Raw genomic sequence first — 14,664 nt, forward strand, 5'->3', positions numbered from 1 at the left:
TACTTAATGCTGTTTAACCGTATTACCAATACCCCAAATTTCATTACTGTACTGCAAAATCGTTCGATCGCTCGCAAAATGACCTGATTGTGCAATATTTAAAATTGACATTTCTAGCCATTTCGTTCGATTTTCATAAGTACGCCCTACAGCTTCTTGCCTTTCCGCATATGGACCAAAATCTCGCAAAACGAAATATTCATCATTTTGAATAACGAGAGAATCGTAAATTGCTTCAAATTCAGCTCCCGACTGTGCAAAGAAACCATTCGTTAACTGATCTACTACTTTTTTAATATGCATATTGTGGTGATAATAATCACTTGCACGATATCCACCATTTTGATAGTAATGAAGAACCTCTTCCGCCGTTAAACCGAAAATGAAACAGTTATCATCACCGACCCTGTCTTTTATTTCAATATTAGCTCCGTCTAATGTGCCGAGTGTAATCGCACCATTCATCATAAATTTCATATTTCCTGTTCCTGATGCTTCTTTACTCGCAGTTGAAATTTGTTCACTTACATCCGCCGCTGGGAATATATCTTCCGCTACAGAAACTCGATAGTTTTCTAGAAAGATAACTTTCATATATTGGCTTACGTACGGATCGTTATTTACTTTCCTTGCGAGTTCATTAATTAATTTAATAATTTTTTTCGCATAATAATAGCCAGGTGATGCTTTCGCTCCAAAAATAAAAGTACGCGGATAAAATGTAAAACTAGTATCCTCTTTCAAACGGTTATACAAATATAAAATATGAAGAACGTTTAATAATTGTCGCTTGTAAGCATGCAGTCTTTTTACTTGCACGTCAAAAATAGAATTTGGATCAATTATAACCCCCATTTTATTATGAATACGCTCCGCTAAAATCTCTTTACGCTCTTGTTTTACCTCTGCAAATTTCTCTTGGAAACTCGCATCATATTGAACTGTTTGCAACGCCTGCAGCTTAATCGGTTCTTTCTTCCACTCTGTTCCAATCGCCTCTGAAATAAGGTTCGTCAGCTGCGGATTTGCCTTCATTAACCAACGTCTATGAGCGATTCCATTTGTCTTATTATTAAACTTATCTGGATAAAACTCATAAAACAATCGCATTTCACGTTGCTTCAAAATTTCCGTATGAATTTTTGCTACACCGTTTACGCTATGGCTACCGACAATTGCTAAATGAGCCATTTTCACAAGATCATGTGCAATAATCGCCATATCTTCAATGCGATGCCATTCGTACGGATAACGTTCCCAAAGTTCATGACAGAAACGTTCATTAATCTCTTCAATAATCATATAAATTCTCGGTAATAACGGTTTAAAAATGTGAATTGGCCACTTCTCAAGCGCTTCTGATAACGTCGTATGATTCGTATAAGAAATCGTTTGCGTCGTTATGTGCCAAGCCTCTTCCCATGCTAGTTTTTCTTCATCTAATAAAATACGCATCAGTTCTGGAATCGCTAAAACCGGATGTGTATCATTAATATGAATCGCAATTTTTTCATGTAATTGACGAAGGTCACCATATCTTTCTCTATGCGTACGAACGATATTTTGTAAACTTGCTGATACGAGGAAATACTGTTGTTTTAAGCGAAGTATTTTCCCCTCTTCATGCGTATCATCTGGATATAAAAACTCCGATACCGCCTCTGTTTCACGCTTATATTTCAAAATATCTTTGCAGTTTTGCGGGAAAGGAACTGGTTCAGCATTCCAAAGCCTAAGCGTATTTACAGTACTCGTCTCATAGCCTACTACTGGAACATCATATGGTACCGCCATAATGACTTCTGCATTCGTATGCCTGAACTCTAAACGTCCATCCATTTCTAACGGCTCCACACTGCCAAAATAGCTTACTTCTACAGCTTGATCATGCCTTCTTACTTCCCATACATTTTCATGAAGAAGCCATTGTTCTGGAAACTCAACTTGATAACCATCAACAATTTTTTGATCAAACAAGCCATGTTTGTAACGAATCCCACAGCCGTGTCCTGGTAAGTTTAAAGATGCGAGTGAATCAAGAAAACAGGCTGCTAGACGTCCAAGCCCACCATTTCCAAGACCTGCATCTGCTTCCACCTCTTCTAATTCTTGCAAAGAAATCCCAAGCTCCGAAAGGCCCTGCTCACATACATCCCTGATGCCTAAATTTAAAATGTTACTTCCAAGCAAACGTCCAAGTAAAAACTCAATGGATAAGTAATACATTTGCTTTTGCTCTCCAGACCGATAGCTTTCGTTCGTTGCAATCCATTGACTATTCATATACTCACGTACCATGTACCCAAGCGTATTATATTGATCACGAGTTGTAGAGTCTTTGAAACTTTTCCCATACATCGTCTCTAACTTTTCTAGAAAGGCTGATTTGAAACTTTCAACATGAGTAAACATTTTTTCACCACCTACATGTTATTCCATGAGACTTTTATACAATTTCTTATAAGCAAGAGCTGATTTCTCCCAACTATAATCTTCAGTCATCGCTTGTGTTACAAGCTGTTCCCATACCGGCTTATCGTGATAAAATTCAATTGCACGGCGAACCGTATACAACATGTCATGTGCATTGAAGTTCGTAAAACTGAAACCATTTCCTTCTCCTGTTTTTTCATCATAAGATTGTACAGTATCGTTTAATCCACCTGTTTCTCTTACAATCGGAATCGTACCGTACGCTAATGCGATAAGTTGTCCAAGTCCACACGGTTCAAACAGTGACGGCATTAAAAATAGATCGCTTCCCGCATACACTTGATGCGCAAGCTCCTCATTAAATCCGATATATACCTTCACCTTCTCTGGATACTCATATGCCATCCATTCAAAGAACTGCTCGTATTCTGAATCACCGGATCCTAAAATGATACATTGTACATCTTCTTCCATTATTTCACGGAATACAGTACGTACTAAATCAAGACCTTTTTGTTTCGTTAATCTCGTGACCATTGCAATAATTGGTGTATCCTCTTTTTCTGGCAAACCAAAATAACGCTGCAATGCACGTTTATTTTCATTTTTTTCATATAATGACTCTGCATCATACTGAGCTGTAATATACGAGTCCGTTTCTGGGTTATATACGCTCGTGTCAATTCCATTTACAATGCCACTCAGCTTATCATTATATTTTCGTAGCAATCCATCTAATTTCTCACCGAAAAACTCATATTGTATTTCTTCTTTATATGTCGGGCTAACCGCTGTAATTTGATCAGAAGCGATAATACCGCCTTTCATAAAGTTCACATTTCCATAAAACTCTAGCTGCTCACTATGAAAATATTCATCACCAAGCTCTAACAGGTCGTACATCACTTCAGGAGAAAATACACCTTGGAACTGCAGGTTATGAATTGTATATACCGTTTTAATACGCTCATATAATGGGTTGTCTTGATACTTTTCGCGAAGTAAGAAATTAACCATAGCGGTATGCCAATCATGGCTATGAAGAACATCCACTTCAAAATCAAGATGCGGAATACACTCTAAAACTGCCTTCGAAAAATAAGAAAAACGCTCTCCGTCATCATAATGACCGTACAAAGAATCCCTCTTAAAATAATATTCATTGTCTATTAAATAATACGTAATCCCGTCTTGCTCACCTTTTAAAATTCCGCAATATTGATTTCTCCAGCCAAGAGGAACGTTAATTACTTTATGAAGCGTACATCCATCTCTTAATTTTTGCGGAATAAGACTATAATTCGGAAGTATAATACGTACATCCACACCTAATTTTTTAAGCTCTTTTGGGAGCGCACCTGCTACATCAGCTAATCCTCCCGATTTAACAAACGGTACACATTCTGATACTGCAAATAAAATATTCACTTGTTGTCCCACTGCTCGAAAAGCATATATTACTCTTCTTGCAGCTTCCTCCCTTCGAGTTTTCATTTAAATTAAAACTTTAATCAGTGGAGGAAAGACCCCCACTGATTCTTCAAGAATAACTATTAATCGTACTGTTTTGAATGCTTCCTTTTTCTACAACGTACGGCTCATCGGTGTTTCCTTTTAAAACGACACCGTCACCAATTTTCACGTCTTTATCAATAATAACACCGTCTATTATACAGTTATCTCCAATTTGGCTCTTTTGCATAATAATACTATTACGAACAATTGAACCTTTTCCAATTTTAACAGAACGGGAAACAACACTGTTTTCTACTTCCCCTTCAATAATACTGCCATTTGCAATCATTGTATTTTTCACGACTGCACCCTTTAGGTAACGAGTTGGTGGCTCATCTTTTACTTTCGTAAAAATCGGTGCTTCTTTCTTAAATAATTGCTTCCAAATAGCAGGTTGCAAAATTTCTAAGCTATGTTTATAGTAACTTTCAATCGAGTCAATAATAGCTACATATCCTGTATGCTCATACGTAGCAATATGCAGTGATTTTCCGCGCTTTTCTCTCACTACATCAAATAAACTGTATTGCTCCACATCTTTATATGTCTCAAATAAATCTAACAATAATTGTTTCTTTAACACGTATGTTTGAAGCGAAACCCCTTCATGGCAAACTTCAGTAATATCAGCTGCCGTATGTATATGCCGCTCTAACACCGCCTGGAAATTTAATGCTGTTACGAGATGGCTATTCGTAATAACAACGTATTCTTCTCTGCTTCTTAGAAAATAATCAATATGTCTTCTAAAATGTGCAAAAGATCCAAACTCATCTTGGTCACATTGGCAATTTGGTGGGAATAAAAACAATCCGTCACGTTTTCTATCTAAATCCCACTGTTTCCCTGAACCAACATGGTCCATTAACGAACGGTTTTTATGGCTTGTAAAAACCGCCACACTATGAATATTAGAATTCACCATATTGGAAAGCATGAAATCAATGAGTCGATAACGGCCCCCAAACGGTAGCGCCGCTAGTGAACGATGCCCTGTTACTTTCTGTAAGGAAGTAAAACTTCCCGTTGCATTAATAATTCCTAACATTTTTTCTCCCATTCATTTCATCCCCCTTTTCTATTTCCCTTCAGCAATTAATACTACATCGTCAACATTTTTTTCTGGACGAATGATTGTTCCATCTTCAATAACCATTTCCGATCCAACAATTGCTCTTTCAATCACAACATTTTTCCCAATCTTCGCTCCTGGCATAACGACGGAATCAATAACCATACTACCTTCTTCCACCGTCACCCCTTGGAATAAGACAGAATGCTTCACGTCCCCTTCAATGACGCACCCTTCGTTAATCAGTGATTCTTCCACTTTTGCCTTTTCCGCAATATATTGAGGCGGTTCGTTTGGATTGACAGAATAAATACGCCAGTTACGATCATTTAAATTCAATGATGTTTCATCGCGAAGTAAATCCATATTCGCTTCCCATAAGCTTTTCACTGTTCCAACATCTTTCCAATATCCTTCAAACGGATACGCCATTAGCTTCTTCCCTTCATCTAATAAAAGCGGAAGTACATCTTTTCCGAAATCATTACTAGATTCAGGATTTCTTGCATCCATTTCTAAATACTCTTTCAAAATTGCCCAGTTAAAAATATAGATTCCCATTGATGCAAGATTACTTCTTGGAAATTGCGGTTTCTCTTCAAACTCAACAATTTCCATCTCTTCATTCGTATTCATAATGCCAAAGCGACTCGCTTCATCCCAAGGCACTTCAATAACAGAAATCGAAACGTCCGCTTCTTTCTCAACATGGTAATCTAGCATTTTACTGTAATCCATTTTATAAATATGATCGCCTGATAAAATAAGGACATACTCTGGTTCGTACTGACTTAAATAGTTTAAGTTTTGATAAATGGCACTTGCCGTACCTGTGTACCACTTCACACCTGAAGACTCCGCATAAGGAGGTAATACTGTGACTCCACCGTTTACTCGGTCTAAATCCCAAGCATTGCCGATTCCGATATAATTATGAAGTTCGAGCGGTTGATACTGCGTCAAAATCCCAACCGTTTCAATACCAGAATTCGCACAATTACTTAACGTAAAATCAATAATGCGATATTTACCACCAAATGGAACAGCTGGCTTGGCTAAATTTTTTGTCAATGCACTTAAACGACTACCTTTTCCCCCTGCTAGTAACATTGCTACGCACTTTTGTTTTTGAGCCATCTTGTTTTTTGCTCCCCTTTCTAGTCTTCACTGGTCGTAATATGGATACGCCAAATGGTGGAATTGTAATTTCTACATGTGCCTCTTGATTATGGTACGGTTCTAGAGTCGCCTTAAGACGTTTTTTATTCACTTGCCCCGAGCCGCCATATTGCTCCGCATCACTGTTTAAAATCTCGTTATAATACTCGAAATCTGGCACACCTACTTTATAGTTTTCATATGTAGCTTTCGTAAAATTACATACGACAACTAACGCATCTTCTTGTTTATCTCCTTGGCGAATAAACGAGAAAATACTTTGCTCATTATTATTAGCATCAATCCACTGAAATCCTTCAGGTGAATGATCAAGCTGCCAAAGTGGTTTTGAGCGCTTATACAATGCTATGAGCTCTTTAAAGTAATCATGCATATAACGATGCATTTCAAAATCATGTAAATTCCAATCTAAATCTTCAAGGTCTTTCCACTCATCAAACTGCCCAAATTCTCCTCCCATGAAAAGTAATTTCTTTCCTGGATGAGTAAATAAATATCCATATAATAAACGAAGCTGAGCAAACTTATCCCAGTAATCTCCTGGCATTTTATTTAATAACGACTTTTTCCCGTGAACGACTTCATCATGAGAAAGCGGTAATATGAAGTTTTCAGAGTAAGCATATAGTAAAGAGAATGTTATTTTCTCATGAATATACTTCCTGTATTCAGGTGCACACTCCATATATTTCAGCACGTCATTCATCCAGCCCATATTCCATTTGTAATTGAATCCAAGTCCACCTTCATAAGTTGGAGCTGTTACAAGTGGCCAAGCTGTTGAATCTTCTGCTGTCATAAGAAAGTCTTCATCCTCTGCAAATACCGCTTCATTTAACTCTCGTAAAAATGAAACAGCGTGCTCATTACTTTGCTCCTGTCCTTCTTTATTCCAGTACAACATATTCGCAACTGCATCCACCCTGAAACCGTCAATATGGAAATATCTCATCCAAAATAACGCATTTGAAATTAAGAAATTACGTACTTCCCTTTTTCCTAAATCAAAATTGACAGTTCCCCATACTTGGTTTTCTTGTACATCCTTATCTTTATATTCATAAGTCGGTGTCCCATCAAACAAATATAGACCGTGAGCATCTTTACAAAAATGCCCCGGCACCCAATCTAAAATGACACCGATTCCATATTTATGACATTCATCGACAAAATACATCAAATCATGTGGTGTGCCGAATCTACTCGTTGCTGCATAATATCCCGTCCCTTGATATCCCCAAGAACGATCATATGGATGCTCAACAAGCGGCATGATTTCAATATGTGTAAATTGATGTTCCACCACATACGGAATGAGTTCTTCTACCATTTCCCTATAAGAATACAGCGTTCCATCTTCTTTCTTCTTCCAGGAACCGAAATGTAATTCATAAACTGTCATCGCTTCTTTATAAACCGGCTTTTTCTTTTTCTTACGACTCCAGTTTTTATCATTCCATTCGTATCCCTTCATATCAAAAACTACAGATGCCGTATTCGGTCTTACTTCTGCATATACAGCGTACGGATCTGCCTTAAAAATGACGTCACCAGCCATCGTTTCAATCGCATATTTATATATTTCCCTTTCTTCAATATGCGGTATAAACAAGGACCAAATTCCCTCTTCTGTCTCTTGTAGCATCTTATGTTGCTCATAATCCCATTCATTAAAATCGCCAACAACACTCATTGCTTTCGCATGAGGAGCCCATACTGTAAATCGTACCCCTCGCATCTCATCTTCCGTCACAATATGTGCGCCAAAGATGCTATAACTCTCATAGTACTTTTCTGTATGAAACTCATCTCGTTTCACTTTTTCACAATTTATTACACTCAATATGCTCACCTCACTAAGATGACAGAATTTTTTATACTTTAACTATTTCTGCAAAAAACTGTGATATCCTTGTTAATTTATAAAAAATATTCGTTTTTTTCTTAAAAACGTTGGTTTTTCTTCACATTTCCGTGTAAAATATCGAATTTTGACGAATATTCATTGCAAACGCTTCATTTTCCCCTATCTTTTTTACTATCATTTTTTCTCAACCTCTATTTTATTAGGTTTAGCCTATTTTTCATGCTATTTTCTACTTAAAACCGTAGCAAAACAATCTGTCATAAAAAATATTTCTCAATATTTTTTGTCATAAATTTATTGAAATGCGAAATTCCTAAGTAGATTATTCTCAATAAAGAATATTAAATTTTCATAAATATAACTCATGCTAAAATACTGTGTTTACTCTATCTATATCCAAAACGAAAATTCGATAAAAAATTAAATTAAGGTGGGTTCTTATGCCAGTAAAACAAAAATTAGAACTGGGAGTTGGCACGGCAACGCTCAGCTTATCACTTACATTCGGTGGTTTATTCGCTTATTTCAGTGATTCTGAAACATCGATTAACTCATTTCAAACTGTCTAACAACAAAATTAGGTACTGAAAGCTACTTGGTCAATATTATTATGCAAGACCTGAGGAAAGCCTTGCAGGTGATAAAGATATTTGCTTCGTCGAAAAGAACTTCTTGAAAAAAGGTCCGGATGCACCTAAATCACAAACACCTGTAGAAAAATCAAAAAGCGGTACACTGGCAGATATTTTAAAGAAATTAGGATTAACGCCTAAAAAATAATAAAGTGAAACTTTAATCAATCGGGGCTTTACTGCCTGGTAAATAGCGGAATAATAAAGAGCACTCTACTTTACGTAGAGTGCTCTTTTTCTATAAACGACCCTTATCCAGCAAAAGGGGTATATTGGGGATATACAAGGGAAACCGGAAAAGGAATTTATATTAAATTATATAAGTTCAGAGGTAAGAAGCAGTTTCCCACCTCTGAATTATTTAGCAATTATTATAGTACTGGTGCCATTGTTTCTTTTAATACTTTTACAGAATGAGCGAATTTCACTTTTTCTTCTTCATTTAGCTCAAGTTCTACAATTTCACGTACACCTTCGCGGTTAATTACAGCTGGAACACCTACGTAAGCATCTTTCTCACCGTATTGACCTTCAAGGTATGCAGATACAGTTAATACGCTGTTCTCGTTGTTTAAGATTGCTTTAGTTACACGAAGTAGTGACATACCGATTCCGTAGTAAGTTGCACCTTTACGCTCGATGATATGATAAGCTGCATCACGTACGTTTTCGAAAATTTTATCTAAGTCTTCTTGATTGTACTGTTCGTTGTTAGCTAAGATTGTTTCTAGTTTTTGTACACCGATAGTAGCGTGGCTCCATACTGGAAGTTCAGTATCACCGTGCTCACCAACGATGTAAGCATGAACGTTACGTGGATCTACATCTAAGTAGTCACCTAACATGTAACGGAAACGAGCAGAGTCTAAAGTTGTACCAGAACCGATTACGCGCTCTTTTGGTAGACCAGATTCTTTCCAAGTTACGTAAGTTAAAATGTCAACTGGGTTAGTTGCGATTAAGAAGATTCCATCGAATCCGCTATCCATAATACCGCGAACGATTTGTTTAAAGATCTTTGTATTTTTCTCAACTAAGTCTAAACGAGTTTCACCTGGTTTTTGTGGTAATCCCGCAGTGATAACTACTAAATCTGCATCTTTACAATCTGCATAGCTACCGCTCCAAACTTTTGTTGGTGATGGAGAGAATGGTACCGCATGGCTTAAGTCCATTGCTTCCCCTTCTGCTTTTGCTTCATTAACATCTACAAGTACGAATTCTTCAGCTACACCTTGGTTGATCATTGAGTAAGCGTAACTACAACCTACAGCTCCTGTTCCTACTAATACTACACGATTGATACCTTTTTTCATGTTAATTTCCCCTCTCTATTGTTCACATATATTTTTTTATGATTGTTTAAGTAATTAATTAAAATACTAATTTAATGTTGTTTAACTTCTTTACATTCATATTGTAGCACGTATCATTGTGAATTACTTCACAAATTATGACCTATTTGTGAACTTTTTCACATAGAGTGTAAAGTTATTGGAATAGGTGTGAAATCCATTTCAATGGAGGCGTTTTCTTTAGATTGTGAATAAAAAGAATGTGATTCGATTATTCCCTATAACTAAATTCAATTTCTATAATCAAACTAACACATTATCCCCTTATAAGTTGGACGTCAGTTGGCCTATATAGACTACGGTGAAATAAATGAATTAGCATATATTTTACCACCTCCCTTTTTAACCATTTCTGTATATTAATAAAAAAATATCAGTGAAAATCATGCATTCTTTTCTAATAATAAACCATTCAATATAAACGATAGGCTATGCAAAGCTTTAGACAACTGTGCTTCTGCATCTTCAGAATTCGCAATCCAACAAGCAAGGTCCACTAGTCCGCCATTTATGAATCTCGCTAAAGCTTCGCAGTCCGTCTTTTCAATAATACAGTCCTTCATTAATTGCTGAAGCATCTCCGCCATCGTCGTTAAACATTGCGACTGTGATGATTGATAATAACCATTTCCTAATACTGCTGGTGCATCTCGAAGTACGATTCGCTGAATTTCTGGATTAAGTGCCATTGTTAAATACGCACGACAACGTCCAACAAACCCTTCCCATTTTCCTTCCGCTTCATCTGATACTTTCCCTAATTTATTATCCATTTCCATATCAATTTCTTTTACAACTGCTTCTAACAATCCTTTTTTATCACCAAAATGATGATAAATTGCACCACGTGTTAAACCGACAGATGCTGTAAAATCATCCATAGACGTATTTACATATCCAACTGTACCAAAGGCCTCTCTTGCTGCACTCAGTAATTTAGCACGTGTTTCAGTAATCATTTCTGCTCTCGTTTTTTTAATCATCTTTTCCTCCTACTTCTATTCATTCTCTTTATTCAAAATGAATTGCACTCTAGTATCGTTCTCTATGCAAAAGAATAACTCCTTTAAACGTCAGCTCTCTATCCAGAGATAAAACATATCATTTGACATACGCACCGTATGTTAATATGATATTGGCATACGGTGCGTATGTCAATTATTTCTAGCTTACAAGATAATATAACTTCTTACCTATACTCTACATTGACTCACTGTCCCTTTTTATAGAAGGTATTAATGAAACAGAGGAGGAGTTAAAAGAATGAAGAATGTATATGTAAACGTCAAAGACTTTGGTGATTATTATGTTTAATTCCTACCGTGAAATTTTCAGTGCCCCCGGTACAAAAGGATTCTCATTAGCAGGATTTATAGCTCGGATGCCCATATCAATGATGGGCATTGGTATTGTTACAATGTTATCTCAGTTACGTGGTGACTATTGGCTTGCTGGAGCCGTTGCAGCCACCTTTACATTATCATCAGCTTTACTAGCTCCTCATATTTCTCGGATGGCCGATCAATTAGGGCAATCTCGCATACTTCTTCCGACTACAGGTATCAGTGTTTTCTTTACGATCCTCTTACTTCTATGTACGAAATATGAAGCTCCTTATTGGACGCTATTTCTATCCGCCTTATGTGCAGGTTGTATGCCAAATATGTCAGCTATGGTACGTGCACGTTGGACTAAACTATACCGCGGATCCCATAAATTGCATACAGCATTTTCCTTTGAATCGGTCGTCGACGAAATTTGCTTCATAGTTGGTCCTGTATTATCTGTCAGTTTAAGTGTTATGTTCTTCCCAGAAGCAGGGCCACTTTTATCATCTGTTTTTCTCACAATTGGGGTATGCCTATTCACCATGCAAAAAAGCACAGAACCGACAGTACACACTCACGACATTACAAACAAAGGAACAGTATTTAAAATTGGTTCTTTGCGAGTACTAGTATTCACACTCATCGCCATAGGTACTATATTTGGCACAATAGATGTCGTTAGTGTAGCTTTTGCTGAACATCAAGGAAACACAGTAGCTGCTAGCTTTGTACTTTCTGTCTATGCAATCGGTTCATGCCTGGCAGGCCTTATTTTCGGTACTCTTAAACTCAATACCCCACCCTATAATCAGTTTTTAATAGCAGTCACACTATCCATGATAACAATGTTGCCACTAGTTTTCGTAAACACTATTGCTTGGCTAGTAGTTATTGTTTTCTTTGCAGGGCTATCTGTCGCTCCTACTATGATTATTACTATGGGGCTTGTGGAAAAAATCGTACCTGAATCAAAAATAACCGAAGGTATGACTTGGGCAATCACAGGACTTGGTATTGGAGTCTCTCTAGGTTCAGCAGTAGCTGGTTTAGTTATTGATAACTTTGGAGCTCGCGCAGGATTTAGTGTGGCTATTATAGCAGGGTGCCTTGCCTTAACTATTGCACTTTTAGGATACAAAACTCTCCACTCCGCATATAGTCATGCTGTTATGAAACCTGATGGGCATTCAACAGAGAGTTAAAACATATAAAAAAGTAGGATTACCTTTTCTTATTCATAAGAAAAGGTAATCCTACTTTAATTCATATAGCTTTCTAAAGTTTATTATTTATAATCCGCAGTAGCCCCTAACACAGCAGCTTTCATGTAATTTTGACCGTTTAATTTTTGTAAATCCCCAGCACTTCCTGTTACGACTACTCCAATAACTTTTACATCTTGCTCACTTGGTTTTGCTTTCTTTCCTTTTAGGTAGTCATATATACGTTTATATTCTTCATAATATTTTCCCTTTTGCTCAAGACCATTTTGAATAGCTAAAAGAAAATCTTTTTCCGTTCCATTACCAAATTCAATATCACCTGGCTTTGCTTTAAAACCGTATACATTATAAGCACTTTCAGTGACGTCATCTAAGTGATATGATTTTTTATCATAATATGTGTCCACCCAATACCAAACAGGATGAACCCCTTCTGGTAGCATTTCTTTTATTTCAGACACTTTATACGGCTTATCAAAAGATATAGCTAATTCAGCTACTTTACTTTCATCCTTCACTTTCTCTATATCATTTATATAACTATTATATGACGCAAATGGGAGATAAAACTGCATCTCTCTTTCCATCGTTTGATTATTATACAATTCACTCGCCTTATTAACACGTTCATTCCCTATTACAACATTATCAGCTATTGTTAATGGATTTACATTCGATAATCGGCGAAATGTATTCCAAACTTTATATTCATACACTTCATCTTCCCACTTAACAGGTTTTCCCTCAATAACCTTATACGTTTTATATTCTACCGTGCTTTTAACTAAACCGTTAGAAGTAACTGCCACGCCTCTTTCCGTATTAGGCCTTGTAATTTGTCTTATCGTATCTATTTCCCTCCCCATGTTCATATAAGACTTATTATTTAAATATGAAATGCTTATAATAGAGCCAATAAATAAAATGATAAATAATGTACTTGAAATAACTATCATCTTAAATAATTGTTTTCTTTTTGCTTTCTTTAATATATTCGATACTTTGCTCGATTCTATATCAAAATCAAATTCATCTCTGCTCATCTTCAAACCTCCTATAAAGTGAAACTTTAATCAGTGGGATGTTCTTCATCTCCACTGATTACTAGTTGAACCAATCGGGCTTTTACGGGCAGTTGATCACTCAGCTAACTTTTTTTGCTTTCGCTAAATTTTGAGGTAGGGGTCTTACTGCCCGTTAATGCGGGATAAAGCTTTTTAAACTCATTGCGAGCTCTGTAGAAAGAAACACGTACGGTCTCCTCTTTCATCTCTAATACGGTTGCTATCTCCTTATATGAGAGTTCATAGTCATACTTTAATAAAAGAATATGTTTATATACTGGATTCATCTTTCCAAGTATGCTTTGTATTTCTACTTGAAGCTCTTTTCTTAAAAGTGGTTCATCTAATCCTTTTGCTCCAATTAATTGAACAGATTCAATCGGGATTTGTTCAATACGCTGTTGCCTTCTTGCTAGATCACGATGCCTATTAATCGCAACTTGAAATAACCATGTTTTTATATACGTAATTTTCATATTCGGTATAGATACTAATGCCTTATGTATCGTGTCTTGAACGATATCTTCTGCTTCTACTGGTGGTACTCCAATTTTAAGTAAATACCTATAAATGCTTTTAGATGTTTCTATAATGATTTTTTCATACTCCATCGCTCTCTCCTTTCTATTAGTTAGACGATTCAAATAGAAAAAAGTATACAAGAAATCCATAAAAAAAAGCAGACTATCCAAAGCCCACTTTTACACAACAAAAAAGAGATAGCAGATTATGCTATCTCTTTTAGTATGACCCGTACGGGATTCGAACCCGTGTTACCGCCGTGAAAGGGCGGTGTCTTAACCACTTGACCAACGGGCCAGTTCTGGCAGAGAAGAAGGGATTCGAACCCTCGCACCGCGTTCGCGATCTACTCCCTTAGCAGGGGAGCCCCTTGAGCCACTTGGGTACTTCTCTATAATATGGCTCCGCAGGTAGGACTCGAACCTACGACCGATCGGTTAACAGCCGATAGCTCTACCACTGAGCTACTGCGGA

At 36.8% G+C, this 14,664-nt stretch carries 10 protein-coding genes, 3 tRNA genes and 2 pseudogenes; 3 read left to right on the forward strand and 12 right to left on the reverse strand.

Annotated elements, in window-relative coordinates:
* Positions 1-3: 3 nt before the first annotated feature.
* The 5 genes from glgP to glgB all read right to left on the reverse strand — a co-directional run bounded on the left by glgP (position 4) and on the right by glgB (position 8,042).
* A complete protein-coding gene (gene glgP / locus G9F74_RS26625; protein WP_000494072.1) occupies positions 4-2,412 on the reverse strand; it encodes a glycogen phosphorylase in 2,409 nt (802 codons plus the stop codon).
* A gap of 18 nt (positions 2,413-2,430) precedes the next feature.
* On the reverse strand, positions 2,431-3,861 hold the full coding sequence (glgA, locus tag G9F74_RS26630; protein WP_016109258.1) for a glycogen synthase GlgA: 1,431 nt from the start codon (positions 3,859-3,861) through the stop codon (positions 2,431-2,433).
* A 112-nt stretch (positions 3,862-3,973) separates the two neighbouring features.
* The gene (gene glgD, locus G9F74_RS26635) at positions 3,974-5,008 is read right to left on the reverse strand and encodes a glucose-1-phosphate adenylyltransferase subunit GlgD (protein ID WP_000504178.1); all 1,035 of its coding nucleotides are present in this window, start codon (positions 5,006-5,008) and stop codon (positions 3,974-3,976) included.
* 18 nt (positions 5,009-5,026) lie between these two features.
* Positions 5,027-6,157, reverse strand: coding sequence for a glucose-1-phosphate adenylyltransferase (glgC, locus tag G9F74_RS26640; RefSeq protein ID WP_000057608.1), 1,131 nt, complete (start codon positions 6,155-6,157; stop codon positions 5,027-5,029).
* Entirely contained in the window at positions 6,105-8,042 is a 1,938-nt protein-coding gene (gene glgB / locus G9F74_RS26645; RefSeq protein WP_000111417.1) for a 1,4-alpha-glucan branching protein GlgB, read from the reverse strand. Before glgB ends, glgC begins: the two co-directional genes overlap by 53 nt.
* Before the next feature lie 464 nt (positions 8,043-8,506).
* Between glgB and G9F74_RS26650 the strand changes: the two are divergent.
* A pseudogene (locus G9F74_RS26650) lies at positions 8,507-8,626 on the forward strand (TasA family protein); the annotation flags it as partial.
* Positions 8,627-8,654: 28 nt separating this feature from the next.
* Positions 8,655-8,846 (forward strand): annotated as a pseudogene (locus G9F74_RS30610) (dockerin type I domain-containing protein); the annotation flags it as partial.
* 223 nt (positions 8,847-9,069) lie between these two features.
* Here the strand turns inward: G9F74_RS30610 and G9F74_RS26660 are convergent.
* Positions 9,070-10,014 carry an L-lactate dehydrogenase gene (locus G9F74_RS26660; protein ID WP_000715347.1) on the reverse strand — a complete coding sequence of 315 codons (945 nt, stop codon included), beginning with the start codon at positions 10,012-10,014 and terminating at the stop codon, positions 9,070-9,072.
* 422 nt (positions 10,015-10,436) lie between these two features.
* On the reverse strand, positions 10,437-11,036 hold the full coding sequence (locus tag G9F74_RS26665) for a TetR/AcrR family transcriptional regulator (protein ID WP_016109260.1): 600 nt from the start codon (positions 11,034-11,036) through the stop codon (positions 10,437-10,439).
* A gap of 323 nt (positions 11,037-11,359) precedes the next feature.
* Here G9F74_RS26665 and G9F74_RS26670 point away from each other — a divergent pair, with 323 nt between their 5' ends.
* On the forward strand, positions 11,360-12,583 hold the full coding sequence (locus G9F74_RS26670) for an MFS transporter (RefSeq protein WP_033668560.1): 1,224 nt from the start codon (positions 11,360-11,362) through the stop codon (positions 12,581-12,583).
* Positions 12,584-12,666: 83 nt separating this feature from the next.
* On the opposite strand, the gene G9F74_RS26675 is transcribed toward G9F74_RS26670, so the two are convergent.
* From G9F74_RS26675 to G9F74_RS26695, 5 genes are all read right to left on the reverse strand, one after another.
* Positions 12,667-13,647 carry an anti sigma factor C-terminal domain-containing protein gene (locus G9F74_RS26675; protein ID WP_016109262.1) on the reverse strand — a complete coding sequence of 327 codons (981 nt, stop codon included), beginning with the start codon at positions 13,645-13,647 and terminating at the stop codon, positions 12,667-12,669.
* 104 nt (positions 13,648-13,751) lie between these two features.
* Positions 13,752-14,279, reverse strand: a complete 528-nt coding sequence (locus G9F74_RS26680; RefSeq protein ID WP_016109263.1) for an RNA polymerase sigma factor — start codon at positions 14,277-14,279, stop codon at positions 13,752-13,754.
* Between the two features lie 136 nt (positions 14,280-14,415).
* A tRNA-Glu gene (locus G9F74_RS26685) sits at positions 14,416-14,487 on the reverse strand.
* A 5-nt stretch (positions 14,488-14,492) separates the two neighbouring features.
* A tRNA-Ser gene (locus tag G9F74_RS26690) sits at positions 14,493-14,583 on the reverse strand.
* Positions 14,584-14,589: 6 nt separating this feature from the next.
* Positions 14,590-14,664: transfer RNA gene (locus G9F74_RS26695), tRNA-Asn, on the reverse strand.

The sequence above is a fragment of the Bacillus sp. EKM202B genome (assembly GCF_011066025.1).
GTDB classification, from domain to species: Bacteria; Bacillota; Bacilli; order Bacillales; family Bacillaceae_G; genus Bacillus_A; species Bacillus_A toyonensis.